Origin of the sequence: Ralstonia condita (assembly GCF_958405655.1) — a bacterium.
In the GTDB taxonomy this organism is placed as follows: Bacteria; Pseudomonadota; Gammaproteobacteria; order Burkholderiales; family Burkholderiaceae; genus Ralstonia; species Ralstonia condita.
Genome location: NZ_CATYWO010000002.1, coordinates 260,597 through 285,610, shown reverse-complemented (window position 1 = coordinate 285,610; position 25,014 = coordinate 260,597). Strand labels below are relative to the sequence as shown.

Annotated in this window: 19 protein-coding genes; 4 read left to right on the top strand and 15 right to left on the bottom strand. The window is 65.7% G+C overall.

Annotation, left to right across the window (positions count from 1 at the left end):
• Positions 1 to 4: 4 nt before the first annotated feature.
• From R2N03_RS07860 to norR, 5 genes are all read right to left on the bottom strand, one after another.
• On the bottom strand, positions 5 to 682 hold the full coding sequence (locus R2N03_RS07860) for a Crp/Fnr family transcriptional regulator (protein WP_012430620.1): 678 nt from the start codon (positions 680 to 682) through the stop codon (positions 5 to 7).
• 4 nt (positions 683 to 686) lie between these two features.
• Positions 687 to 1,400: an anaerobic ribonucleoside-triphosphate reductase activating protein gene (locus R2N03_RS07855; RefSeq protein WP_316657093.1), complete on the bottom strand. Its 714-nt coding sequence runs from the start codon at positions 1,398 to 1,400 to the stop codon at positions 687 to 689.
• Entirely contained in the window at positions 1,363 to 1,539 is a 177-nt protein-coding gene (gene nrdD, locus R2N03_RS07850; protein ID WP_316657091.1) for an anaerobic ribonucleoside-triphosphate reductase, read from the bottom strand. The genes R2N03_RS07855 and nrdD overlap by 38 nt, the downstream gene beginning before the upstream one ends.
• On the bottom strand, positions 1,536 to 3,587 hold the full coding sequence (locus R2N03_RS07845) for a ribonucleoside triphosphate reductase (protein ID WP_316657089.1): 2,052 nt from the start codon (positions 3,585 to 3,587) through the stop codon (positions 1,536 to 1,538). Before R2N03_RS07845 ends, nrdD begins: the two co-directional genes overlap by 4 nt.
• A 186-nt stretch (positions 3,588 to 3,773) precedes the next feature.
• Positions 3,774 to 5,309, bottom strand: coding sequence for a nitric oxide reductase transcriptional regulator NorR (gene norR / locus R2N03_RS07840; protein ID WP_316657087.1), 1,536 nt, complete (start codon positions 5,307 to 5,309; stop codon positions 3,774 to 3,776).
• Positions 5,310 to 5,473: 164 nt separating this feature from the next.
• Between norR and ytfE the strand changes: the two genes are divergently transcribed.
• Positions 5,474 to 6,145 (top strand): iron-sulfur cluster repair protein YtfE, encoded by a 672-nt coding sequence (gene ytfE / locus R2N03_RS07835; protein ID WP_012430615.1) that lies wholly within the window; start codon positions 5,474 to 5,476, stop codon positions 6,143 to 6,145.
• Positions 6,146 to 6,252: 107 nt separating this feature from the next.
• Here the strand turns inward: ytfE and R2N03_RS07830 are convergent, their stop codons facing one another.
• The 3 genes from R2N03_RS07830 to R2N03_RS07820 all read right to left on the bottom strand — a co-directional run bounded on the left by R2N03_RS07830 (position 6,253) and on the right by R2N03_RS07820 (position 10,228).
• Complete coding sequence (locus R2N03_RS07830; protein WP_316657084.1) at positions 6,253 to 7,614, bottom strand: nicotinate phosphoribosyltransferase; 1,362 nt, start codon at positions 7,612 to 7,614, stop codon at positions 6,253 to 6,255.
• Positions 7,615 to 7,655: 41 nt separating this feature from the next.
• A complete protein-coding gene (gene groL / locus R2N03_RS07825) occupies positions 7,656 to 9,293 on the bottom strand; it encodes a chaperonin GroEL (RefSeq protein WP_012430613.1) in 1,638 nt (545 codons plus the stop codon).
• A gap of 596 nt (positions 9,294 to 9,889) precedes the next feature.
• Positions 9,890 to 10,228, bottom strand: coding sequence for a hypothetical protein (locus tag R2N03_RS07820; protein WP_012430611.1), 339 nt, complete (start codon positions 10,226 to 10,228; stop codon positions 9,890 to 9,892).
• Positions 10,229 to 10,594: 366 nt separating this feature from the next.
• Between R2N03_RS07820 and R2N03_RS07815 the strand changes: the two genes are divergently transcribed.
• Entirely contained in the window at positions 10,595 to 11,995 is a 1,401-nt protein-coding gene (locus R2N03_RS07815) for a PAS domain-containing sensor histidine kinase (RefSeq protein WP_316657079.1), read from the top strand.
• Between the two features lie 565 nt (positions 11,996 to 12,560).
• Here R2N03_RS07815 and R2N03_RS07810 read toward each other — a convergent pair.
• The 5 genes from R2N03_RS07810 to acsA are packed head-to-tail and all read right to left on the bottom strand — an operon-like array spanning position 12,561 to position 17,760.
• The gene (locus tag R2N03_RS07810) at positions 12,561 to 12,830 is read right to left on the bottom strand and encodes an acyl carrier protein (RefSeq protein ID WP_316657077.1); all 270 of its coding nucleotides are present in this window, start codon (positions 12,828 to 12,830) and stop codon (positions 12,561 to 12,563) included.
• Positions 12,827 to 13,954, bottom strand: a complete 1,128-nt coding sequence (locus R2N03_RS07805; protein ID WP_316657074.1) for a dihydrolipoamide acetyltransferase family protein — start codon at positions 13,952 to 13,954, stop codon at positions 12,827 to 12,829. The genes R2N03_RS07810 and R2N03_RS07805 overlap by 4 nt, the downstream gene beginning before the upstream one ends.
• Positions 13,955 to 13,991: 37 nt before the next feature.
• Positions 13,992 to 14,975 carry an alpha-ketoacid dehydrogenase subunit beta gene (locus R2N03_RS07800; protein ID WP_182557813.1) on the bottom strand — a complete coding sequence of 328 codons (984 nt, stop codon included), beginning with the start codon at positions 14,973 to 14,975 and terminating at the stop codon, positions 13,992 to 13,994.
• A complete protein-coding gene (gene pdhA / locus R2N03_RS07795; protein ID WP_012430605.1) occupies positions 14,972 to 15,997 on the bottom strand; it encodes a pyruvate dehydrogenase (acetyl-transferring) E1 component subunit alpha in 1,026 nt (341 codons plus the stop codon). Before pdhA ends, R2N03_RS07800 begins: the two co-directional genes overlap by 4 nt.
• On the bottom strand, positions 15,994 to 17,760 hold the full coding sequence (acsA, locus tag R2N03_RS07790) for an acetate--CoA ligase (protein WP_316657069.1): 1,767 nt from the start codon (positions 17,758 to 17,760) through the stop codon (positions 15,994 to 15,996). The genes pdhA and acsA overlap by 4 nt, the downstream gene beginning before the upstream one ends.
• Positions 17,761 to 18,005: 245 nt before the next feature.
• Here acsA and R2N03_RS07785 point away from each other — a divergent pair, with 245 nt between their 5' ends.
• On the top strand, positions 18,006 to 19,448 hold the full coding sequence (locus tag R2N03_RS07785; RefSeq protein WP_316657067.1) for an NADH-ubiquinone oxidoreductase-F iron-sulfur binding region domain-containing protein: 1,443 nt from the start codon (positions 18,006 to 18,008) through the stop codon (positions 19,446 to 19,448).
• Positions 19,436 to 22,096, top strand: a complete 2,661-nt coding sequence (gene fdhF, locus R2N03_RS07780) for a formate dehydrogenase subunit alpha (RefSeq protein WP_316657065.1) — start codon at positions 19,436 to 19,438, stop codon at positions 22,094 to 22,096. Before R2N03_RS07785 ends, fdhF begins: the two co-directional genes overlap by 13 nt.
• An 84-nt stretch (positions 22,097 to 22,180) precedes the next feature.
• Here fdhF and R2N03_RS07775 read toward each other — a convergent pair whose 3' ends face one another.
• Positions 22,181 to 22,930 carry a GntR family transcriptional regulator gene (locus R2N03_RS07775; protein WP_012430601.1) on the bottom strand — a complete coding sequence of 250 codons (750 nt, stop codon included), beginning with the start codon at positions 22,928 to 22,930 and terminating at the stop codon, positions 22,181 to 22,183.
• Positions 22,927 to 24,621, bottom strand: a complete 1,695-nt coding sequence (locus R2N03_RS07770; RefSeq protein ID WP_012430600.1) for a sigma 54-interacting transcriptional regulator — start codon at positions 24,619 to 24,621, stop codon at positions 22,927 to 22,929. The genes R2N03_RS07775 and R2N03_RS07770 overlap by 4 nt, the downstream gene beginning before the upstream one ends.
• Between the last annotated feature and the right edge of the window lie 393 nt (positions 24,622 to 25,014).

Here is a 25,014-nt window from a genome sequence, read left to right as displayed (position 1 = left end):
TTGCCTATGCGGCCTGCAGTTGGCGCTCAAGCGCCACGGAGTTGGGGATGACGACATCCCGCCCCTCGACCAGGATGAGTCCGTCCTGAATCAATTGACGCAGCACGCGCGAGAGCGTGGCGGGTGCCAGCCCGAGCTTGGACGCCACCAGGCTCTTGCTGCACGGAAAACGCGTCCGGTCGAACTTGCGCGGCAGCGAGAGCAGATAGCCGACCAGCCGTTCGTTTGCGCTTTGCAGCTTGACCGTTTCGATGTCGCACATCAGGGTGTGCAGCCGGGCAGACAGACCCGCAAGCATCTGCCGCGCCAGGTGCGGATGCACGTCGAGCGCAGCGTCGATGGCCGGCTTGCCGATCCAGACGAGCAGGCTGTCTTCCATGGCCTGGGCATCGGCTGCATACGGCCGGTTGATGAACATGAACGGCTCGCCAAAACACTGGCCCGGACCAAAGAATTCGATGACCTTGCGCTGTCCATGCGGACCGGGCAGCACGAGTTTGATCGCGCCGACCGCCACCACATAGAAGCCGTCGGCATGGTCGCCGCGGTTGAAAACAATATCGTGACGTGCAACCCGCTGTGTGCGGCAATCGCGTGCGAGGACCGCCATGTCGTCGGCGTCAAAGTCCTCGAACAACCGGGTGTGCTTGAGCAGGTTGCCAATATCGAGAGTCTCGGCCATGGTGTCACCGGCAGGAAAAAGAAGAGAAGCAGGCAGCCAATGCGCGTTGCGTGGTATCGCTGGGCAGCGTTGTGGCCAGGGTCCCGGGGGCACTTCGATAGGCTTGTATGGCGTAGTGTTTCACGCCGCGTTGGCTCAGGCTTTGCGCCAGCGCAAGGAGTTGCGGCTCCGGTAGCCAGCTCGGATGCCAGGTGGTCCGGCACTCGAAGGCGCAGTCGCTTTGCAGCAGCAGGTCGAGGCACGTGTCGACCGGCGCTGCGCTGCCGCGCCGGCCCGTGAGTGCGTCATAGCGTTGCCCGGTGGTCTTGATGTCGAGGCCTACCCAGTCCACCAGCGGCAGGGCCTCGGCCATGCGCGCCGGATAGATGCCGCCGGTATGCAGGCCGATCTTGAAGCCGAGCGCGCGCACGGCACGCATGAGCTCCGGCAGGCGGGGCTCGCTCAGCGGCTCGCCACCGGAAAACACCACGCCATCCAGCAGGCCCGCACGCTTCTGCAGGAACGCGTAGACATCGTTCCAGTCGAGCGAGCGCGCTCGCGTCTGCAGGTGCGGGTTGTGGCAGTAATGACAGCGCCACGGGCAACCGGCGATGAAGACCACCGCCGCCAGTTGCCCAGGCCAGTCGACGCTGGAGAAGGGCGTCACGCCGCCGATGGCCGGCGGCGTGCACTGCGTTGGCTCAGCGGGCGCGTTCTTCAACAAAGAAGCGGCGTTCACGGAATTCCCCTTGTTTGCCGATGTTGAACGAGCTGACCGGCCGGTGATAGCCCATCACGCGTGTCCAGACTTCGCAGCGGGTGCGTTGGCTGTCATCGAATTGGAAGGCCGAGGTGGAGGGTTGAGTGAGTGTGTTCATACCGATGCTCCTTCATGGTTGACGTGGGTAGGTGAAGCAGATGTCGCGGTTGACGCACAGCCGCAGTTGTCGTGCGGCTGATGCGCCAGCAGTTCGGCATCGCACTTCGGGCAGAACGCGTGATGGCCTGAGAGATAGCCGTGCTTCGGGCAGATCGAAAACGTGGGTGTGATGGTGATGTACGGCAGCCGGAAGTTCGCCAGCGCGCGGCGCACGAGTTCCCGGCAGGCCTGCGGTGAGGAGATCGCCTCGTTCATGTACAGGTGCAGCACCGTGCCGCCGGTGTACTTGCCCTGCAGCGCTTCCTGGCGGGCCAGCGCCTCGAAGGGGTCATCGGTGTAGCCGACCGGCAATTGGCTGGAGTTGGTGTAGTACGGCTGCTCCGCAGTGCCGGCTTGAAGGATGCCAGGCCAGCGCTTGCGGTCTTCGCGTGCAAAGCGGTACGTCGTACCCTCGGCCGGCGTGGCTTCAAGGTTGTACAGGTGGCCGGTGGCTTCCTGGAACCCGGTGATGCGCTGGCGCACATGATCGAGCAGGCGGATCGCCATGGCATGACCGGCGGGCGTGGTGATGTCGTCGGCGTCGTGCGTGAAGTTGCGCACCATCTCGTTGATGCCGTTCACCCCCAGCGTGCTGAAGTGGTTGCGCAACGTGCCCAGGTACCGCCGCGTGTACGGATACAGCCCCTGGTCGATCAGGCGCTGCACGAACTTGCGCTTGACCTCCAGCACGTCGCGGCCGAGCGCCAGCAGCGTGTCGAGCTGCGCCAGCAGCGCCGCCTCATCGCCCGCGTAGCGATAGCCCAGGCGCGCGCAGTTCACCGTCACCACGCCGATCGATCCCGTTTGCTCGGCCGAGCCAAACAACCCGTTGCCGCGCTTGAGCAGCTCCCGCAGATCCAGCTGCAGGCGGCAGCACATGGAGCGCACCATGTGCGGCTCAAGATCGGAGTTGAGGAAGTTCTGGAAGTAGGGCAGGCCGTACCGCGCTGTCATCTCGAACAGCATCGTGGTGTTCGGGTGATCCCAATCGAAATCTGGCGTGATGTTGTAGGTCGGGATGGGGAAGGTGAACGCGCGCCCCTTGGCATCGCCGGCCATCATGACGTCGATGTAGGCCCGGTTGATCATGTCCATCTCGGGCTGGAGATCGCCGTAGGTGAAGGGCATCTCTTCGCCGCCGATGTAGGGAACCTGTTCGCGCAGGTCGGCCGGACAGGTCCAGTCGAAAGTGAGATTCGTGAACGGTGTTTGCGTGCCCCAGCGGCTGGGTACGTTGAGGTTGTAGATCAGCTCCTGCATGGCCTGCCGGACCGCCGTGTAGGACATCGCGTCGCGGCGCACGAAGGGCGCCATATACGTATCGAACGAACTGAAGGCCTGCGCGCCTGCCCATTCGTTCTGCAGCGTGCCGAGGAAGTTGACGATCTGCCCGATGGCCGCCGACATGTGGCGCGGCGGCGTGGCCTCGACCTTGCCTGGTACCCCGTTGAAGCCCTCGGTCAGCAATTGACGCAACGACCACCCTGCGCAGTAGCCCGACAGCATGTCGAGATCGTGGATGTGGATGTCACCCTCGCGGTGCGCGGCTCCGGCCTCGGGGCTGTAGACGTGCGAGAGCCAGTAGTTGGCCGTGACCTTGCCCGCCACGTTCAGGATGAGGCCGCCCAGGCTGTAGCCCTGATTGGCGTTGGCATTCACCCGCCAGTCACGCTGCTGGAGGTACTCGTCCATCGTGCTCTCGACATCGACCAGCGTGTGCCTGAGCGCGCGCAGGCGGGCGTGCTGTTCGCGATAGACGATGTAGGCGCGCGCCGTGCGCCAGTAACCCGCGTCGACCAGGGTTTCTTCAACGTGATTCTGGATCGCCTCGATGCCCGGGCAATCCAACGCGCTCACCTGATCCACCACGTAGAGGCTCAGGCGTTGTGCTTCCTGCGTGTCGAATTCACCCGTGGCCTGGCCGGCCGCAGCCATGGCGCGGTGGATCTTCTGCCCATCAAAGGCAGCCAATGAACCGTCACGTTTGGTGACCTGTGTGCAAGCCATGAAACCCCCTACATATAGTGGTATGGAGGTAAGGCTAGCACTAGATATTGTGGTTGGAAGGTCCGGGACGGATCGATTTTCGAATCAGTTGACCCCCGTCAATCGCGCACGCGCGCAGCGCTTCAAAGCCCATTTCGACAGCATGGGTGCACCACGGGCACACGGAGCGCGTGACGATCTGCTCGATCAACCGTCCGCCGGTTTCAGCCCCAGGCGTCTTGCCAGTTTGTGCAGGTTGCTTGCATCCAGCCCGAGGGCCCGCGCCGCCCGCGCCCAGTTGTCATCGTGCGTGGCCAATGCCGATTCGATGCAGCGTCGCTGAAAGTCGGCAACGGCGTCGCGCAGGGGCGTGCCGGGGCGGACATCCTGCGGCACGTCGGGCGATGACGTGTCGGGTGAGGCGACCTCCGTGTCGAGGTCGAGCAGCTCGGCACCCAGCGTCACGATGTCATCGCGGCGCGCGCCCCGGCTCAGCACCTTGAGCGCGGCGCGGCTGATCACGTGTTCCAGCTCGCGCACGTTTCCGGGCCATGGATAGCTGCGCAGGGCGCGCTCGGCATCCGGGCTGAGCCTCAGGCTGCGCAAGCCGAGACGCGCCCGGTTGTGCTCCAGAAACCGGCCAGCGAGCAGCAGGATGTCGTTACCGCGTTCGCGCAGCGGCGGAATCGGCACCGGATACACCGACAGCCGGTGATAGAGGTCGGCCCGGAACGCGCCATCGCGCACGCGCTCGCGCAGGTTGCGGTTGGTCGCTGCAATGACCCGTACGTCGACGTGGCGGGGGCGGTCGGCGCCGAGCCGCTGGATCTCGCCGTTCTGCAGGGCGCGCAGCAGCTTCGCCTGCACCGTGAGCGGCAGTTCACCGACCTCGTCCAGGAACAGGGTGCCGCCGTCCGCCGCCTCAAAGCGACCGGGGCGCTCTCCCGTGGCGCCCGAGAAGGCACCTTTGACATGGCCAAACAGTTCGCTCTCTGCCAGCGACTCCGGCAGCGCCGCGCAATTGACATGCACCAGCGGACGATCGCGCCGGCGCGACAGGCGATGCAGACGGTGGACAAACAGCTCCTTGCCGACGCCGGTTTCGCCCAGCACGAGGATCGGCAGTTCAGAATCGGCCACCACTTCCAGCTCGTGCAGCAACTGGTGGATGGCAGGGCTCTGGCCAACGATTTCGCTTGCGTCGGTGGTGGCGTCGCCGGCGGGCGAATCAGCGCGCGTGGCACGCAGCGCACGGATCTCCGCCTCGAGCCGCGTGGTGCGCGCGGCCGCTTCCACCACGACAGCCAGGCGGCCCAGTTCGGCCTGCGCATCCTCGTCAAACGTGCCGACCTTGAGCGCGTCCAGCGTCAGCACGCCCCAGGGCCGGCCCTCCACCTGCAAGCCGAGACCCATGCAGTCGTGCACCGGCAATGGCACGCCTGCCTGTTCGTCAATGAGCCCGTCGTATGGATCGGGCAGGGTGCTGTCGTGGTGGAAGCATGTCACGCCATGTCGCGCCAGGATGGCGGCCAGCCGCGGGTGCTGTCCGACCACGAAGCGCCGGCCCAGCGCATCGCGCACCAGGCCATCCACGGCCACCGGCCGCAGGTGGTCTTCCTCGAGTTTCAGCAACGCTACGGCCCCGCAGCGAAAGTGCGTGCGCAGGCTGCCCACCAGTCGCTGCATGCGGACAGCGGGCGGCAGATCGGCAACCAGGTCGGTCAAGAGCAGGCGATCAATCATGGTTGAAATGACCCTGAAAGGGTGAAAGATACCTTGATCATGAGACGGTGAATTCTACCCCGCGTATCTCAACCCATTGATTTGCCGAGCGAAAAATCTGGCATGCAATTCGCAAGATCCGGGCATGGCTTTCACCCCACACTGACTTTGCACAGGAGCACAACATGGCGTTACTCGACCAGCCGCTGGGACACTTGGCTCGCAACATTCCGGGCGCCACCGGCATCTTTCACGAATACCAGCTCGATTTCTGCTGCGGCGGCCAGCACAGCCTGCGTGAAGCGGCACAGGCCAGAGGTATCGACGCTGGGCCGATCGCGGAACGTCTGGAGGCATTGAACGCAGCGGTCACGCCGGATCAGGTCGTGGACTGGACGACGGTGTCGCCCAGCATGCTGATCGACCACATCGTCGAGCGTTTTCACGATCGCCACCGTGAGCAACTACCCGAACTGATCCGCCTCGCGCGCCGCGTTGAGCATGTCCATGGCGACCGGGAGGATTGCCCGGTGGGCCTGGCCGACCTGCTCGACGGCATGCAGCAGGAACTGGAGAGCCACATGCAGAAGGAGGAGCAGATCCTGTTTCCGATGCTGTCGCGTGGCCATGGTTCGCGGGCCGGTGGCCCCATCGCCGTGATGCGCATGGAGCACGACCAGCACGGCGACGCCTTGCAGCAACTGATGACGCTGACCAACGACATCACCCTGCCGCGCGGGGCCTGCACCACGTGGCGGGCGCTCTATCTGGGCTTGCGCGCGTTCCGGGAAGACCTGATGGAGCACATCCATCTGGAGAACAACGTTCTCTTCGAGGGTGCGGCCGGGGCGGGTTGAATCACGGTCTTGCTGCCTGTTGTGTCGTGCCGTGGTCCGTTTCCAATCGTTGGCCGGAGACGGATCGTCGCAGGCGCCCGAACATGCGGCCGTGCAGGCCGATGCGATCAGTGGCGCGGGCGGCCGGCAGCAATGTCGTCTGCCATCCGCGCCAGTTCGACGAGCGCCTGCCGGACCAGCACGGGGTAGGGCTCACCGGCCTCCAGTGCGCGCAGGTGCGGCGGCAGGGCGTTCAGTTGCGCCTGCGCATGGACGCGAGCAGCTTCCAGTGATGGCAGCGCTTGCACGCGTTCGCCTGCGCGGACATAGGGCTGCAACAGCGGCACGCCCTCGCACTGGTCTCCTTCGATGGTCAGCGCATCGCCAAGGATCCTGCCCGTGGGGGTGTAACGGCGGTACACCTGCTTGCGGCCGGGCCACGTCGCCTTGCCTTCGGAGCGTTTGCGGCGTGGCAAGCCCGCATACTCGGTCAGCTTGTAGGCGCAATCCAGGTAGGGGGCGTCGGCCGACGTGTTCATGCGGGTGCCGACACCGAAACCGTGGATGGGGGCACCACCCCGGACGAGATCCCGGACGCGATACTCGTCCAGATTGCCGCTGGCGAAGATGCTGATTTCCGGGGCGCCGCCCTCATCCAGAATCTGCCGAACCTGCCTGGCATGCCAATCGAGATCGCCGCTGTCCAGCCGGACGGCCTGGATGGTGATGCCGTCACCGCGCAGCTTGCGGGCCAGTTCCACGACCTTTCTTGCGGCCGCTTCCGTGTCGTAGGTATCGATCAGCAGCGTGGTGTTGGTGGGTTGCGAACGCGCGAACGATTCGAAGGCCTGCGCTTCATCGCGATGGGCCTGCACATACGCATGGGCCATGGTTCCGTACACCGGTATGCCGTAGCGCACGCCCGCGAGCAGCGTGGCGGTGCCCGAGAAGCTCGCAAGGTAGCTGGCGCGAGCCGACAGCATGCCGGCCTCTGCGCGGTGCGCACGGCGCAGACCGAAGTCCACCAGCAGCCGTCCCTGCGCGGCGAGCGCAACGCGCGCAGCCTTGCTGGCGACGAGCGTTTCGTAATGGAGCAGGTTCATGACGCGGCTCTCCACCAGTTGTGCCTCGCGCAGCGGCGCGACGATGCGCAGGATCGGCTCGTCCGGAAAGAAGAGCGTGCCCTCCGGCATGGCATGCACATCGCCCGTGAAGCGCAGGTCGAGCAGCGACTGCAGGAACGCGTCGTCGAACCGCCCGAGCGCTGCGAGCGATGCCACCTCGTCCTCACTGAAGCGCAGGCTGGCCAGGAAATCCAGGACCTGCTCCAGCCCCGCCGCCATGAGGAAGTTCCGCCCGGGCGGGAGCTTGCGGACAAAGAATTCGAAGCTCGCGATACCGTCCATGCCGGCATCCCGATACGCCTGCATCATGGTGAGTTCATACAGGTCGGTGAGGAGCGGCGACGTGCAGATGGGAGAGGTGGCCATGAGAGCGCTCGATCGGTGACGGTGGGTGGGGCGCGCCTTTCCTAGGCGTATCCGCTGTCGAAGTGCATCGAACCGATGGTCTCGTCACTTGCTTGCGCGGGTTCGAGCCGCAGCTCGGCGACCATGCAATCTGTGGTCAGGAGCAGGGCGGCGATCGAGATGGCGTTCTGCAAGGCCGTGCGCACGACCTTGACAGGATCGACCACGCCCAGCTCGAGCATGTCTCCGTAGCGGTCCGTGGCTGCGTCGTAGCCGTGCGAACCGGTACCGGCAAGGACCTGGTGGACCACTGCCTGCGCGTCGGCCCCGGCATTGGCCGCGATCTGCAGCATGGGTGCGGCCAATGCGGTGTGCACGATGCGGGCTCCCGCAGCCTGCTCGGCGTTGGGCGCTTGCCAGGTATCAATCGCGGACTGGGCGCGCAGCAGGGCGACGCCGCCGCCGGGCACAATGCCCTCCTCGACGGCGGCGCGCGTGGCATGCAGGGCATCCTGGAAGCGGTTCTTGCGCTCGTGCAGCGCAGTCTCCGTGGCGGCGCCCACCTTGATGACCGCAACGCCGCCACTCAGCCTGGCAAGCCGGTGTTGAAGCTGTTCGCGGTCATAGTCCGACTTGGCTTCGTCAAGCTGCGCGCGCAGCAGCGCAATGCGGCGCTCGACGTCGGCCTTGACGGTGTCGCCGGCGATGAGCGTGGTGGCGTCCTTGGTGGTTTCCGCCCGATGCACCTGCCCCAGTTGGTCGAGCGTCGCATGCTCGAGCGACACGCCGGTTTGCGGCGAGATGACGGTCGCGCCCGTCAAGGCGGCCAGATCGGCCAGCTGCTCGGAGCGCGAGTCGCCAAAGCCGGGCGAGCGGACGGCGCAGTTCTTGAGCGCGCCGCGCAGGTTATTGACGACAAGCGTGGCCAGCGCTTCGCCTTCCACATCGTTGGCAATGACGAGCAGCGGCTTGCCTGTGCCGGACACCGCTTCGAGCAACGGCAGCAACTGCGCGATCGACGCAATCGTGGCATCGCACAGCAGGACCCAGGCGTTTTCCAGCACAACCGCGCGGCTCTCCGTGGTGGCAAAGAAGGGCGATAGAAAGCCGCGATCGACGCGCGCGCCCTTGGCGATCTCCAACTGGTCGTCGAGCTTGGAGCCATCTTCAACGCTGATGGCACCGTCCTTGCCCACCTGTTCGACCGCCTGCGCGACGAGCGAGCCGACCGTCTGGTCTCCGCTGGACGAGATCGTGGCGATCTGCCGCATCTCGTCAACCGTGGTGCAGGGCTTGGCCATGTCGCGCAGGCGGCTCGCCACGAGTGCGCCCGCAGCTTCAATCCCGCGCTTGAGCTGCATCGGGTCGTGACCCGCCTCGACGTATTTGACGCCTTCGGCCACGATGGCATGTGCCAACGTGGTGGCCGTGGTGGTGCCATCCCCCGCCACCTCGCTGGTGCGCACCGCGGCCTCGCAGAGCAATCTTGCGCCCATGTCGGCAAACGGTTCGCGCAGTGAGATGGCGCGGGCAACCACCACGCCTGAATTGGCCACCATCGGGCCGATGCCTGGCCGCTCGATGATGACGTTGCGTCCGCCTGGCCCCAGGGTCACCTTGACGGCACGGGCCAGCAGATCGATGCCGTTGAGCATCATCCGGCGGGCGGTTTGATGGAACACGAGTGTCTTGGCTGTCATGATGGCTTGGCCCTTGCTGTGGACTGCCGTGCCGCGCTGGCTGCACCGGGACGGCGGCCTCGTCAAACAATGGCCTGCTGCCCTGCGTGGATGGCCCGGCCAGCGGCCGTCCAGGTGACACGACCCGGTCGGGACTCCACATGCTTGCGCGTCAGGAGACGCGCTGTCTCCGCGCAGGTTGAATCTTCATCTTCGTGCGCGCATGGACGGGCCGATTGATACCGATCAACAGAAGCCGTGGCGCACCTTCGCAATTGATCGCATGGGGTCTGACATGGGAATGGCGTTGCTGGCCATGATGGGCGTGTCGGCTTTCGGCGCAGACGCCCATCGGGCGCGGCCGAGCGGGGCTGTCAATGGCAACTGTCGTTCGGCGCAGCGGCAAGCCATGCAGCCAGCGATCTGCCGAGCGCGATCCCAGCCTCGATCGCATCGTCCCGGGAGCCATAGCCCTCGGTGTTGACCGTCGGGGTCCACGAAAAGCAATCGCCATTCGGCGCAACGAATCTGCACTCGCAATCCCAGCGCCGGTCTTTTCTGCGCCGGGTGCGAATGTCGACCCATCCTCTTTCTGCGCGGATTGAAGAACGCATGCGTTACCCGAATCGCGTCAATGCGGCAGCAGGCTCGCTGCCCGGGAGCGCGGTGCCGTCCAGCAGCCGCACCACGTGGGCAAAGGCATCTCGAAGCGCGACGCCGGCGTTTGCGTCGGACCCTATGCCGCAGACATGCGAATGGTGACGTGTCATGACGTCGATGCGCACATTGATGGTCTTGCGTTCCGGCAATGGCTTCTGGCCCCGAATCACGCACACACGACAGCGCGCAATGACTTCGCTGAGGTGATCGAGCTGATTGGATTGCTGAATGACTGCCTCCTCAATGTCTTTGGAGTAAGGCACGTCCTGAAACGAGATATCCAACGATACCGCCACTTTTCTGCTCCACGAAATGTGCTTCGGGTGATCGCATGTGGGCTTTTAAAAAGCGCGCACAAACCCATTATTCGTCCGTGGTTTCGCGGCGGGTTGATGACGGTCAATCGATTTGGACGAGGGTCAGTCGCGGCGAATTCGCATGCCGGAAATAGCGTTGCCGACAGCACGCGGTGCGTCAGAAAAAATGGTGCGCGGGCGCGAGCAAGGGCATCCGGCAGGAGAATGTCCATCCATCCTTTGGATTTCTGGCATACGGCGTCCGGTCTATGGGAATTGCGTGTCCTCTAACTGTGTGGGTACTGGTAATGCGAGATCGACCGGCATACTTTAATCAGATGTACCGCCGTTTCCCTTCTGAATCTGATGAGCAAGCGGACGAATCCTGTTCCAGATGCCGGTCTGAAACGCCTGACCTCGCGTGCCATCACGTTAATGGACTGGATGCTTGCCCCTGCAGTGATTGCCGGTTTGCTCGGGGCTTATCTGCAGTTGGAGCAGTGGATTATTTCCGCCAATGGTTGGTGGGCCTTCATTTTCATCTCGATACCGGTCGGCGCCGTGTCGTACAGCTACGCACATTATCTGGAGGAAATCCGGGGCCTTGTTGCTTCGGCATGCCAGAGTGCGCAGCGGGTGGAGCGCAATCGTCACCGCCTTGAGGGAATCATCCGTGCCTCGATGGAGGCGATCATCACGATCGACGAGTCGCAGCGCATTGTCCTGTTCAATCCGAGGGCCGAGGGCTTATTTGGATACCGCGCCGAAGACGTGCTTGGCGCCCCCATTGAACAATTGATCCCGCAGCGTTTTCGTGAGGCGCATCGGAAGCTGGTGCAGCGCTTCGGCGTGACGCCCTCGAGCGAGCGCAGGATGGCGGGCCAGCGGGAAGTGTTTGCGCTGCATGCCGACGGCCACGAGTTCCCGATCGAGGCGTCCATCTCGCATTCGGAAGAAGACGGGAAGAAGCTGTACACGATCATGCTGCGCGACATCACGGAGCGCCTGAAGGCTGCCAAGGCATTGAGCCGCTCGCAGGAGGAGCTTCGCTACCTTGCGGATTCCATCCTCGTCGTGCGCGAGGAAGAGCAGCGGCGCATTGCGGACGGGCTCAACCAGAGCCTCGGACGTCGGTTGAAAAAGCTGCATGAAGACTGTGCAGCGCTGTCCGCGCAGCTTCGGTGGGCAGGGCACGTTCAATGTAAAGACGGTCTGGCTGGCATTCAGGCAAATATTGACGCAGCAGAGATCTCCCTCCGGCGCATCTGCATGGACCTCCGCCCACAGGTGCTGGATGAGCTTGGCCTGGTGCCGGCTGTGCATTGGATGGTCACGGACTTCGAGGCGCGCTATCAGATTCCGGTCACACTCGACGTGGAGCCGATTGATTTTGATGGGCGCACGGCCAATGCGCTGTTCCGCATCATTCAGGAAGCGTTGACCAACGTTGTCAGGCACGCACACGCAACAGCGGTCAGGATCCGCTTGCGGAAAACGGGTGCCACGTGCGAGATGAGCATCGTCGACAACGGCGTGCACAGCCCGTCGCTGGCGCTGCCTTGCGCGCGCTCCGGTCTCGGCCTGATCGGTATTCGCGAGCGCGCGCGCCTGCTGGGTGGCGCTGCACAGACTGAACAGGAGGATGGCACCGGCTTTCGGGTGAGGGTGGTGTTTCCACTGCACAAGCGCATGGCGCACGCGCTCGACAGCCTATGCAGCGAGTCCGGCGAAAACCCGCGGCACTCCATCGACGAACTGGATGCATGACCCGGGCTTGCGCCAGGTCAACCTCGCCTGGGGGCGCGCATCTAGCCTATGAGATCGAACCCAGGTTTTGTTCCATCGGCCGATGAAGCGGCAACCCGCTTCCACATTGACAACTATGGACACGCGACCCGTTGAGATTCTGTTCAGCAATCTGCCCCAGTCCGATGCGATCAAGGCGGCCATCACCCGCTTCGCTTCCCGGCTGGACGGCTTTCCGTGCGACATCAGGCGGTTCCGTATCTGTCTCGCATCCGACAACCCGGAGCGCAGCGCGCGCGGACCCTTCCTGGTCCATATCGAGGTGGACATTCCAGGACGCGCGCTCACTGCTGATGAAGCGTCGGACGTTGACGTGCACGTGGCACTCTTGAATGCGTTTCGGGAGATGCGCGCTCGCGTACGGCAGGCGATCAGCGCGCAGCGTGCATCGCAGCCCTCATGCGACGGCGCCCCTGCGTCAAGCGGCGTTCCCAGAGCCGCCAGGCCGGCGACTTCAACGTTCCGGCGTTAGGGCGCACGGCGCTCGGGCGCTGGCGTTGCACGTGCGAACGCCCCTGCTGTTCGCCTAAGGCGGCGCAGGCGCAGGCGGGGACGGATTTGCCTGGGCCAGGTAAGCCACCACATCGTTCAGCGTTACCAGGCGCGCATAGTCGGATTCCGGAATCTCCACCTTCAGTCTGTCGTGCAGCGCCAGCAGGAAATGGAGCCAGTCCATCGAATCGAGATCGACCTGCCCGCGCAAGGGTCGATCCGGGCGTAAGGCGGCAGCGTCGATTTCGGGGGCAATGGCGCGGAGTGCCGTCAGTACGATCACGCGGATGTCGGCTTCATTCATCGGTCGAGCGCCTCCGGATGTTGTAGCCGTTCGCTGAGTTCGGAGAGAAAGCGGGCGCCCCGATGCCCGTCGGAGACCCGGTGATCCGCCGACAGGCTGGCGGTGACAGCCGGCATGATCTTCAGTCCACCTGCTTCGGCCCATGGCTGCTCGGCGATGCGGCCGAAGCCCACCAGCGCCACCTGCGGTGGATAGATGATGCCGAACACCTGCGCCACACCCTGGTCACCGAGGTTGGTGACAGTGACGGTGGGCGCCGACATCTCAGAGCTTTTCAACGTGCCCGCCCGGCAGCGCCTGACCAGGTCGGTCAGTTCCTGCATCAGCTGAGTGAGTGGCTTGGCGTGGGCATCCAGCAGCGCGGGCGCCATCAGCCCGCCTTGCCGCAATGAAATCGCCACGCCGATGTGCACGGCTTCGGCTGCCTCGAACGCCCCATTTCGATAGAAGCCGTTGAGTTCGGGAAATTGCCGGAGCGACAGCGCAACCGCCTTGATGAGGACGGCTGCCGGCAACAGGCGCTCCGTGATGGGGCGCCGCGTGTTCTCCTGGGCAAGCCAGGCCAGCATGGCCGCCAGCGGGATCGTCTCGGCCACGTAGTAATGCGGTATCTCGCGCTTGGAGCGCGTCATGGCGGCGGCAATGGTCTTGCGGATGTCGGCGGCTCTGTCACCCGTGACCGCGCTGCCAACTGGCGTGGCGTGCTCGACGTCGGCCAGCGTGATGACCCCGCCGTGGCCGGTACCGGCGATGGTGTCGATGTCGATGCCGCGCTCGCGTGCGGCCTGCCTTGCTGCGGGTGAAGCCATGCGGCGCGTCTGCGGCGGCGGCAGGGGACGCGCTGCGCCCGGCATGTCCGGCTGGCGCGTGACGGCGCCTGGCGCCTCGCCGGGCTCCAGGAACATTGCCATCGGCGTTCCAACCGGAATCTTCGTGCCGGGCGTGACCAGCAGCTCGGCTACCGTGCCTTCGTGCCAGCTCTCGACGTCGATGGCAGCCTTGCTGGTGTCGACCACGGCAATGATCTGGCCCTTCTTCACGGTATCGCCGGGTTTGACCTGCCACTCCAGTAGCGTGCCCTCGTCCATGTCGGCCCCCAGCGCGGGCAGTCGGAACGCGATCATGCGGCCTCCCCGAGGGTTGCCGGGTTTGGGCGCGCGCTCATGACATCATCTGCCTGACCGCATCGACGATGCGGCCGGCCTGCGGCAGCGCGGCGTCTTCCATGTGCTTGGCGTACGGAATCGGCACTTCCGCGGCGCAGACGCGCGCGATCGGCGCATCGAGCGCATAGAACACCTGCTCGACAATGCGGGCCATGATCTCGGAAGCCAGACTGACGCTGCGCCACCCTTCGTCCACGATGACCGCACGGTGGCACTTGGCAACCGACGCCATGATGGTGGCATCGTCGAGCGGGCGCAGCGTGCGCAGGTCAAGCACTTCGGCCGCAATGCCTTCGGCGGCAAGCGTCTGCGCCGCCTGGAGTGCTTTGTGAAGCGATCCGCCGTAGGTGATGATCGCTACATCCTTGCCCTCGCGGCGGATGCGCGCGGAGTGGATGTCGATGCCGCCCGCATCGGCAACGGCGTCAGGCAACTCACCCTCCATGTTGTACAGCGCGGCATGCTCGAAGATCAGCACGGGGTCCGGATCGGCCAGCGCCGGCGCCAGCATGCCGCGCGCATCTTCGACCGTGGCGGGCGCCACCACCTTGAGCCCGGGGATGCCGGCATACCAGCCCTCGAAGCTGTGTGAATGTTGTGCCGCCACCTGACGGCCCGCGCCGGTCGCCATCCGGATGACGAGCGGCACCGAGAACTGCCCGCCCGACATGTGCCGGTACAACGCCGCGGTGTTCACGATCTGGTCGAGCGCCAGCAGGCTGAAGTTGACGGTCATCACCTCGACGATGGGGCGCATGCCGCCCAATGCCGCCCCGATGCCCGCCCCCGTGAACCCCAGTTCCGAGAGCGGCGTGTCGCGGATGCGCTCGGGGCCGAACTCGGCCAGGAGCCCTTTGGACACCGCGTAGGTGCCCCCGTACCGGCCGACATCCTCGCCCATGAGGAACACGCGCGGGTCGCTGAGGAGCGCTTCGCGCAGGGCTTCGCGCAACGCGTCACGATAACTGATGCGGCTCATGGCGCGACGGCTCCGGCGGGTGTGTAGACGTCGCTGAGCAGGTCGTCCACGGGTTCCCAGGTGCCTGCCTCTGCAAAGGCCTTCGCCCGCGCCACTTCTGCATTGGCCTCCGCGTCGAGGGCGAGGAAGGCTTCCTCTGTCAGCTTGCCCTCGGCCTTCAGGCGCGCAGTGAACGTGTGGATCGGGCCGATTGCCTTCCAGGCTTCAACCTCCGCGGCTTGCCGGTACAGGTCGGGGTCGTACATCGAGTGCGCACGGAAGCGGTAGGTGCGCAGTTCCAGGAACGCAGGGCCGGCACCGCTTCGGATGCGTGCGACAGCGTCCTTTGCGGCGTCGTGCACCGCCACGATATCCATGCCGTTTGCCGACTGCGCTGCCATGGCATAGGCGGCGGCCTTGGCGCACAGGTCGGTCTGCGCCTGATGCCGCTCAAGGGCCGTACCCATGGCGTAGAGGTTGTTTTCGCAGCAGAACAGCAGCGGCAGTTTCCACAGCGCAGCCAGGTTCATCGATTCATGGAATGCACCTTCGGCCACTGCGCCATCGCCAAAGAAGCAGGCCGTGACGCGGCCGCTGGGCTGCATCTTCTCCGCCAGCGCCAGACCGACCGCAAGCGGCAGGCCGCCGCCCACAATGGCATTGCCCCCGTAGAGTCGGTGCGCGTGATCGAACAGGTGCATCGATCCGCCGCGCCCGCGGGCACAGCCTTCGCGCTTGCCATACATCTCGGCCATCAAGACACCCATGTCCATCCCGCGTACCAGCGCATGGCCATGCTCGCGGTAGGTCGCGACGACGTTGTCGCTGGCAGACAGCGCGTGCAGCGTGCCGACGCCCACCGCCTCCTCGCCGATGTACAGGTGAAGGAACCCGCGGATCTTGCCCGCGCCATAAAGCTCAGCGCATGCCTCCTCGAACCGGCGAATGCGCACCATGTCGCGCAGCAGGGCCTGCGCGAATGCCGGGTCGTACGGAACAGGCCCGGCGGGCGGCTGCGGAGCGGGGTGGTCGATATCGGTCATGCGCCGCCCTCCAGTGTCGATGTATCGCCTTCGGGCAGGCCAAGCTCGCGCGCCTTGAGCAGACGCCGCATGATCTTGCCGCTGCGCGTGCGCGGCAACAGCTCCAGGAAGGCGATTTCCTTCGGGGCCACCGCCGCACCCAGCCGCGTTCTGGCGTGCGCAAGGAGTTCCATGCGCAGGGCATCGCCAGGCGTGAACCCCGGGTTGAGCGACACGAATGCCTTGACCACTTCACCGACGACCGGGTCCGGTTTGCCGATCACACCGGCTTCGGCCACGGCGGGGTGTTCCATCAGCGCACTTTCGACTTCGAACGGGCCGATGAGGTGGCCGGCGGATTTGATGACGTCGTCGGCGCGGCCGACAAACCAGTAGTAGCCGTCGGCATCGCGCCTGGCCAGATCGCCGGTCAGGTACCACTCGCCGGCAAAACTCTTGCGGTAGCGTTCGTCATTGTTGAGATAGCCGCGAAACATCGAAGGCCAGCCTTGCCTGAGCGCAAGCTCGCCTTGCTGATCGGGCTGGTCGACCACCACCACGGTGCCGTCTTCGTGGCGTTGCACGATCGCCGCCTCCACGCCGGGCAGCGGTCTGCCCATCGAGCCCGGCTTGATGTCGAAAGCGGGAGTGTTGGCGATCATGATGCCGCCGGTCTCGGTCTGCCACCAGTTGTCATGGATCGGCAGGCCCAGGACGTCCTTGCCCCACCAGACGGCTTCCGGATTCAGCGGCTCGCCCACGCTGGCGATGAAGCGAAGCGGGGCAAGCGCGTATCGCCGGGCCAGGTCCGGCCCCGCTTTCATCAGCATGCGGATCGCCGTGGGCGCCGTGTACCAGACGCTGACACGCTCGTCACGCAGGATGCCGTACCAGCGTTCAGCGTCAAACTCTTCCCGGTCAACGATGGAGGTCACGCCGTGCAGCAGCGGTGCGATGGTGCCGTAGGAGGTGCCCGTCACCCAGCCCGGATCGGCGGTGCACCAGTAGATGTCGCTGGGGTGGAGGTCGAGCGCGTACTTGCCTGTCGCCCAATGGGTGGCGACCGCGCCGTGCACGTGGACAGCGCCTTTCGGTGTGCCTGTCGTGCCGCTGGTGAAGTGCAGCAGTGCCATGTCGTCCGCGACGGTGGGCGTGATCTCGCAGGCGTCCGAAGCCTCGCACAGCAGCGAACCCAGGTCGAGCGTGCCGGGCACGGATGTCACGCCGCCGTCTTCGGCCACCAGCAGCACATGCTTGAGGGTCGGCATGCGGTCGCGCCACTTGGCAACCTTGCGCGCATAGAGCGCATCGGTGGTCAGCAGCACCGTACCGTCGCCGAGTTGGATGCGTGTGGCGATCGGCTCAGGGCCGAAGGCTGAAAACAGCGGCGAGACCACGGTGCCATTCTTGAGGGCACCGAGCAGGCCGACATACAGCTCGGGAATGCGCCCGGCGAGGATGAAGAGCCGATCGCCCTTGCCGATGCCCAGCGCCCGCAACACATTGCAGAAGCGGTTGGTCTGCGCGGACAACTGCGCGTAGCTGACCGCGTGGCAGGGTGCGCCGATCGCCAGGAAGCGGAACGCGGTCTGGTTGCCGGCCCCGCCCGCGACATGCCGGTCCACCGCGTGCCAGGCGATATTGACCACGCCTGGCGGTCCGCCCGTCAACTCGCGGCGGACGGCCTCCCACGAAAAACGGCGGCACTCGGCTTCGTAGTCCGCAAGGTTGGGCCGGACCCGCAGGTCCGCAGCGGTCTTGTGGATGATCGGTGATGTGTCCATCGCACCCCCTCTGGCCAATATAGGCTTCCGGGCGCATAACAGAAAGGCATGGAGACGAGTGCGGTGCTGCACTGCGCGAAACGCAGTGCGACGGATCATTCAGCCGCGAATGTGATGCCGACACCAACAGTCTGGCGATACCGCGACTTGATCTTGCGCAACGCCTTCCTGCGCTGCCACAGTAGGGTGGAATCACGCGATCCCAAACGGCGGGGCAGTCGCCCGGCAGGCATATGGGGACCCACATGGCGAACCCTCGGCAACGGCACGCTGCCACACGCGGCTTCTATCATCTCGAGCACACGGCGATCAGCGAGTGCGCCTGTACCGGCCTGGCGTGCTTTGCCGCGCGCGCCGATCGGCCGCAGCGTTGGCAGGCCGCGGCAACGCAGGTGCCCGCACTCTACTGTCTGGGCAAATGCTATGCCGCTCCCAGCGATGGCGCGCATGACAACCGTCCGCACATTGGCGAGCACGCGAGCCATCCCGTGCTGTTGGGCAACGTGCTGCGCGGCGGCGTCCGCCATCTGGCGGCCTATCTGGAAGGGGGGGGCGGTGATGCGCTGGCGTTGGCCCGGCAGATGGCACCCCATGCGCTGGTGGCGTTGGTGAACGCGTCCCGCCTTCGCGGACGGGGCGGGGCGGGCTTTCCCGCAGGCGTGAAATGGCAAGCCGTTGCCAATGAGGCGGCTGCGACGAAGTACGTGGTGGTCAACGCAGACGAAGGCGACCCGGGCGCGTTCTCCGATCGCTTCCTGCTGGAGGACGACCCGTTCCTGGTGATCGAGGCGGCCGCGATTGCCGCGCACGCCGTGGGCGCGCGCCACGGTTATCTCTACCTTCGCAAGGAGTATCCGGTGGCCGCGCAGGTCCTGTCGCGTGCGCTGGAGCAGGCACGGGCCGCAGGCTGGCTGGCGCCTGCCTTCGAGCTGGAGCTGGTGGTCGGGCAGGGCGCCTACATCTGCGGCGAAGAGACCTCACTGCTGAACGCGCTGGAGGGGCACCGTCCGGAAGTCCGCCCGCGCCCGCCGCAGATCACCCGGCACGGGCTGTTCGGCGCCCCCACGCTCGTCCACAACGTGGAGACGCTGTGCGCCATCCCGTGGATCGTGAAACATGGCGCCGCCGCGTACGCCGCCCTCGGCTTCTCCGGGAGCAGGGGCACCAAACTGCTCTCCCTGAACTCGCTGTTTCGCCGCCCGGGGCTCTACGAGGTGGAGTTCGGCATCACGCTTGCCGACATTGTTGATCAGCTCGGCCAGGGCTTGCGGCGTGGCAGGCTGATCGGGCTGATGGTCGGCGGTCCGCTCGCCGGCATCGTGCCGCCCGCGCTGTTGCACACGCGGCTGGGCTACGAAGACATGCAGGCCATCGATTGCGCGGTCGGGCATGGCGGAGTCATTGCCTTCGGGGACGATACGCCGATCGCGCGCATCGTCGCCGAGGTCTTGCGCTTTGGCGCGCGCGAGTCCTGCGGCAAATGCACCCCCTGCCATCTGGGCACACCGATGCTGGCTGCCATGGCGCAGGCGGCGGCAGGCGGCATGCCGATCGACGGCAGCCGCTTCAACCGCCTGATCGATGCATTGGCGGCGACGAGCCTGTGCGGGCACGGGCGCGGGCTGGCTGAGTTTGTCCGGTCGGTACAGCGCCACTATCCGCAGGAGTCGCGTGCATGGTCCGATTGACGATCGACGGGGCGCCATGGGAGACGGCTGAAGGCACGTTGCTGATCGACGCGCTGTCGGCAGCCGGCAGCGCGGTACCAAACCTGTGCCATGACAAGCGCCTGATGCCGTTCGGTGGATGCCGTCTCTGCGTTGTACACGTGGATGGCTACGCGAACCCCGTTGCAAGCTGTACCACCGAAGTGGCGGAAGGCATGTCCGTCCAGACGCACAGCAGCACACTGCAGGCGCTGTGCCGCACGAATCTCGAACTGATTGCTGCCCGCTATCCGAGGTCGGCATACGCGGCAGACCCGCGTCACCCGTTTCACCGATTGCTGACCGACTACGGCGTACCGCCGGGCGGCAAGCGCGAAGACGGGCTCTTCCGGGATGACAGTCACCCTTACCTGGGCGTCAGCATGGACCGCTGCGTCTACTGCCAGCGCTGCGTGCGCATTTGCGAAGAGGTGCAGGGGCAGTTCATCTGGGAGGCGATCGGCCGTAACGATGCCTCCCGCATTGCGGTTGGCCGAGGCCCGACGCTGCGCGAGGCAGGCTGCGTGAGTTGCGGCGCCTGCGTGGACACCTGCGCGAGCGGCGCCCTGTTCGACAAGCGTCAGGTCTCCAGGGCCACCGCCTGGACGCGCACAACCTGCGCGTATTGCGGCGTGGGTTGCCAGATGGATGTCGGCGTGGCCAACGGCCGGGTGGTGACGGTGCGCCCCGCCGATCGTCCGGTCAATCGCGGACATCTATGCGTCAAGGGGCGCTATGCATTCGAGTACAACCACGCCCCGGATCGCGTGACCCAACCGATGCTGCGGCGGGATGGGCGGTGGCAGCCCGTGGGATGGGGCGAGGCGCTCGACTTTGCGGCAACACAATTGCAGGCCATCGTCATGCGTCATGGGCCCGATGCGGTCGGTGTGCTGGCGTCGTCGCGCGCCACCAACGAAGAGAACTACCTGGCGCAGAAGTTTGCCCGCGTGGTGCTCGGCACGCATAACATCGACTGCTGCGCCCGGGTGTGCCACACGCCCAGCGCCAGGGCACTCAAGACGATGCTCGGTATCGGCGCGGCCACCAACAGCTTCGACGACATCGAGCGCGCGAGCGCATTCCTGGTCTGCGGAGCGAACCCGACCGAGAACCACCCCGTGGTCGGCGCACGTATCAAGCAGGCCGTGCTCAAGGGGGCGCGCCTGGTGGTGATCGATCCGCGCCGCACCGAGCTGGCCGCGCTGGCCGATGTCCATCTGCCGGTGCGCATGGGCTGTAACGTGCCGCTGTTCAATGCATTGGCCGCGGCCATGATCGAGGAAGGCTGGGTGGACCGCGCATTCCTCGCCGAACGCGTCGATGGCTTCGAGGCGTTTGCCGCGCACGTCGCCGCGTTTTCACCGGAGCGCGTGGCTGACCTCTGCGGCGTGCCGGCGGCGGCGATCCGCGCAGCCGCGCGAATCTATGCGCAGAGCCGGCCAGCCATGTGCTTTCATGGCCTGGGGGTGACCGAGCATCTGCAGGGCAGCGAAGGGGTGATGGCGCTCGTCAACCTCGCCCTGCTCACGGGCAACCTCGGCAAGCCGGGCGCTGGTATCAACCCGCTGCGTGGCCAGAACAACGTACAAGGCGCGGCACAGATGGGGTGCGACCCTTCCGTGCTGACCGGTGCGCAGTCCATCGCGCAGGCTGGTGCGCGTTTCGAGCAGGCATGGGGGACCCGGCTGCCCGCAACGCGCGGCCTGGACGTACTCGAAATGATGGATGCGGCTCAGGCAGGGCGCCTGAAGGCCTTGTGGGTCATGGGCTACGACATCTATCTGTCGCTGGCCAACGCGAACGCCACGGCCGCCGCGCTTGCCGCGCTAGACCTGGTGATCGTGCAGGACTTGTTCGTCAACCAGACCGCCGAGGCCTTCGGTACGGTGTTCCTGCCCGCGGCGTCTTCATTCGAGAAAGAGGGCACCTTCATGAACTCGGACCGGCGCGTGCAGCGCGTCCGTGCGGCCACGACGGCCCCCGGGCAGGCACGTCCCGACTGGTGGATCATCCAGGCGCTTGCCGCGCGCATGGGCAAGCCCAAGGGGTTCGCGTTCGAGGGGCCGCAGCAGATCTGGGATGAAGTTCGCGCGCTGTGGCCTGATGGCGCTGGCCTGACGTATGCGCGTCTGGAGCACGAAGACCTGCACTGGCCATGCCTTGACCAAAGTCACCCCGGGACAGCCGTGCTGCACCGGGACGCGTTTGTCGGCAGCAAGACGGCCACGTTGGTGCCGGTGCCCTATGTGCCGACCCCGGAGCAAACCGACGATGCCTACCCGCTGCTGTTGACGACGGGCCGCGTGCTCGATCAATTCAATGCGGGCACGATGAGTTGCCGCACGCCCAACGCAGCGCTGCGGCCGTCGGACACGCTGGATATGGCGCCGGCCGACGCGGCACGCCTTGGGCTCGTCGAAGGCGAGATGGTGCGCGTCTCCAGCCGTCATGGTTCTGCGGCGCTGCCGCTGCATATCACCGACGCCATGCAGGCCGGCCAGCTCTTCTGCAGCTTTCACCGGCCCGACCTGCGGATCAACGCATTGACATCGCCCGTGCGAGACCGGCTGGTGCACGCTCCGGAATTCAAGGTGACCGCGGTGCGGGTCGAGAAGGTGGCGGGTTGAAAGCTCCCTGCCGCCGCGCAAACCGGTTTGCGTCTGCGCATGGGCACGTGGCGAGGCCGGGCTGTCAGCTACGGTGGACGATCGTCATGCTTCTGCTGTCATGCCGAGCCCCAGCTTGACGAGCAATTCGTGCGTGAGCCGGATATGCGCTTCCAGCGCCAATGCGGCACGCGCTTCCTGCCGGGCCAGGGCGGCCTCGAAGATCAGCGTATGTTCCTCATGCACGTTGCGGCTGCTTGGCTGCGCGCTGCCCAGGCGGATGGCCACGTGCCGATAACGCTCGCCGTGGCGGTAGAGCAGTTCCAGCAGGTACTTGCTCCACGGTGAGCGGTGCGCGGCGATGAGTGCCTGGTGGAAATGCCGGTTGGCACGTTCCCAATGCTCGGGGTTGGCAGACGGGCCTCGGGCTTCCGCGTCGCTCAGCGCATCGAAGGCGGCGCGCAGATGGGCCTCCCATTCGGCGTCTCCATGGCGGATGGACAAACGGATGGCCTCGGTTTCCAGCATCACTCGCGTGTCGGTCAGATCCTGCAGGTCCGCCAGCGAAATGTCGGTCACCCGATACCCCCGCTGCCCCTCCACCGTGACGAGCGCATCCGAGACGAGCAGCGCCAGCGCTTCACGCAACGTGCCGGCCCCGACGCTGTAGTGATCCTTCAGATGCTCCACGCGCAGGCGCTCGCCCGGAGCAAGGCGCCCTTGCACGATGTCCTGTCGCAGGTCGAGGTAAGCGCGCTCGCACAGGGTACGGGGGATTTCGGGTTCGGCAGGCGCAGCGGTGGCCGCGCTGCCGAGGTGCGTGCCGGACACGCCGGCTTGTATGGCGCGTTTCATTCTTCACTGCCCCTGTCTAGATGGCGCTTGAGGCGGTAGGCCAGTTGCGGCCGGGTCAGGCCAAGCTGGCGTGCGGCGCCGGAAAGGTTGCCCTTGGCACGCTCGACGGCCAGGTCGAGCAATTGCGTTTCCAGCGCTTCCAGGCTCAGGCCGCTGTCCAGGATGCGTGTGCACAGCGCCTGCTCGCTTTCCAGGCGCACCGGCGCCAGACGGCCCTGCGCGCTCAACTGGGATTGCACACCCGTGGGCTGGTTCGGAAAGAGGTGTTCGATCTCGATGTTCTCGCCCTGCGGGGCGAGGATGACGCCGCGCTCCACCAGGTTCTCCAGCTCGCGCACGTTGCCGGGCCAGTCGTGGTGCACGAGCGCCTGCATGGCGCGCTCGCCAAAGCCTGCCAGGCGCTTCTGGTGCAAGGCCGTGAATCGGGCCAGCAGGTGATTGGCCAGCGGCTCGATATCGGTCGTGCGTTCACGCAGCGGCGGAATGCAGATCGGATAGACGTTCAGCCGATACAGCAGGTCCCGACGAAACCGCCCCTGGGCCACCGCGGCTTCCAGGTCGACGTTGGTGGCGGCCACAAGACGCACGTTGACCTTGCGCGTGGTTTCCGCGCCCAGGCGTTCGATTTCCCCTTCTTGCAGCACGCGTAGCAACTTGGCCTGAGCAGGCAGCGGCAGGTCGCCCACTTCATCGAGAAACAGCGTGCCGCCATCCGCCCGCTCGAAGCGGCCGCTGCGCGCCGCATGGGCGCCCGTGTAGGCGCCGCGTTCGACGCCAAACAGCTCGGCTTCGATCAGGTCGGCGGGCAGCGCCGCGCAGTTGACGGCCACGAAGGGGCCGGCCGCGCGGGCCGACCCCTGATGCAGGGCGCGCGCAAAGCGCTCCTTGCCCACGCCGGTCTCGCCGGTGAGCAGCACCGTGACCTGCGTGGCGGCCGCACGGTTGAGCAGTTCGTGGGCGCGCTGGAACGCGGGCGACCGGCCGACCAGCATGCCGGCGGCCACATTGGGCTCGCAGGTCGATTCGATCGTGGTCTTGAGCGCCTGCACCTGTTCGTTGAGCGCTGCAATCGTGTCGAGCAGAGACTCATCTTCAAAGTACTGCCGCTGCTCGTCGCCGTCGGGCCATTCGTCGATCGGCTTGCCGACGATCTCGCAGTGATCGGCGCCGCAGGCAGCACAGTGGGTTTCCTTGAAGAGGATGAGGCGGCCCATGAACGCGCTGGTATAGCCACTGGCATAGCCGAGCTGGATCCAGCAGGCAGGTTCGTCTACAAGGCCAAATGCCTGGCGGTGGGCGTGTGCTTCCCATGAGTTGTCCCAGCGGAACTCGCCATGGAAGCGTCCGCTCGCCGGGTCGAAGTCCAGTTGTATGGGCGTGACACGCACCGCCCCTTCGAGCATGTGCAACTGCGGGCCGACCATGAAGGCGGCATCGAGTGAGAGCGCGCCGCGGGTCTTGCGTGCGAATTCGGCGTCGCGGCGGCCAGAGGCGTAGCCCATGCGGGTCAGCAAGCGGCGCGCATGGACCGGGCCCACCGAGTTGATCAGGTCCTGCCGCAGACCGCTCAGCGCGGCGGTATGCAGCAACAGCATGCGTCGCTCGCCCAGCCAGATGGTGCCGCTCTCGGGGTCGAAACGCAGCAGGCGCCGCAGGTCGGCGTCCGAGGGGTAGTTGAGCTTGGCTTCCACTGCGCGCGGCCTCCTTGGTGAGGGCGGGATGGGCTGGAATCTCGATATTCTCAAGGATAAGTCGATAGACAGCAAGCGCCCCGCACCGCGCACGCGCTGGCCCGTGCGCGCGCCTTGATCAATTGGTTAAGGATGTCGTCGAAAGCGCTGCACCAGATGGTGAAGCAGCCTGAGAGGACGGCCGGAACCGGGCAGGAAACCGCACCTGCCGTCCATGCATCCCGCTGCAAGGCAGGAGGAAACGTCATGGTTTTCCCTTGAAATATCGAGATTATTGGGTGGGAACTTTGCAACTGGCACGCCTTCTGCAAACCGACACCCGCGACCGCGCTGCAATGCCTTGCCGGTCGCGATTCCGGCGGCTTGTCAGCAGCGTGCGTTCGATGCGCTCGG

Coding starts and splice junctions, on each gene's coding strand:
- R2N03_RS07860 (WP_012430620.1), bottom strand. CDS start 682: ATGGCCGAGACTCTCGATATTGGCAACCTGCTCAAGCACACCCGGTTG.
- nrdD (WP_316657091.1), bottom strand. CDS start 1,539: ATGAACACACTCACTCAACCCTCCACCTCGGCCTTCCAATTCGATGAC.
- R2N03_RS07845 (WP_316657089.1), bottom strand. CDS start 3,587: ATGGCTTGCACACAGGTCACCAAACGTGACGGTTCATTGGCTGCCTTT.
- norR (WP_316657087.1), bottom strand. CDS start 5,309: ATGATTGATCGCCTGCTCTTGACCGACCTGGTTGCCGATCTGCCGCCC.
- ytfE (WP_012430615.1), top strand. CDS start 5,474: ATGGCGTTACTCGACCAGCCGCTGGGACACTTGGCTCGCAACATTCCG.
- R2N03_RS07830 (WP_316657084.1), bottom strand. CDS start 7,614: ATGGCCACCTCTCCCATCTGCACGTCGCCGCTCCTCACCGACCTGTAT.
- groL (WP_012430613.1), bottom strand. CDS start 9,293: ATGACAGCCAAGACACTCGTGTTCCATCAAACCGCCCGCCGGATGATG.
- R2N03_RS07815 (WP_316657079.1), top strand. CDS start 10,595: ATGAGCAAGCGGACGAATCCTGTTCCAGATGCCGGTCTGAAACGCCTG.
- R2N03_RS07810 (WP_316657077.1), bottom strand. CDS start 12,830: ATGAATGAAGCCGACATCCGCGTGATCGTACTGACGGCACTCCGCGCC.
- R2N03_RS07805 (WP_316657074.1), bottom strand. CDS start 13,954: ATGATCGCGTTCCGACTGCCCGCGCTGGGGGCCGACATGGACGAGGGC.
- R2N03_RS07800 (WP_182557813.1), bottom strand. CDS start 14,975: ATGAGCCGCATCAGTTATCGTGACGCGTTGCGCGAAGCCCTGCGCGAA.
- pdhA (WP_012430605.1), bottom strand. CDS start 15,997: ATGACCGATATCGACCACCCCGCTCCGCAGCCGCCCGCCGGGCCTGTT.
- acsA (WP_316657069.1), bottom strand. CDS start 17,760: ATGGACACATCACCGATCATCCACAAGACCGCTGCGGACCTGCGGGTC.
- R2N03_RS07785 (WP_316657067.1), top strand. CDS start 18,006: ATGGCGAACCCTCGGCAACGGCACGCTGCCACACGCGGCTTCTATCAT.
- fdhF (WP_316657065.1), top strand. CDS start 19,436: ATGGTCCGATTGACGATCGACGGGGCGCCATGGGAGACGGCTGAAGGC.
- R2N03_RS07775 (WP_012430601.1), bottom strand. CDS start 22,930: ATGAAACGCGCCATACAAGCCGGCGTGTCCGGCACGCACCTCGGCAGC.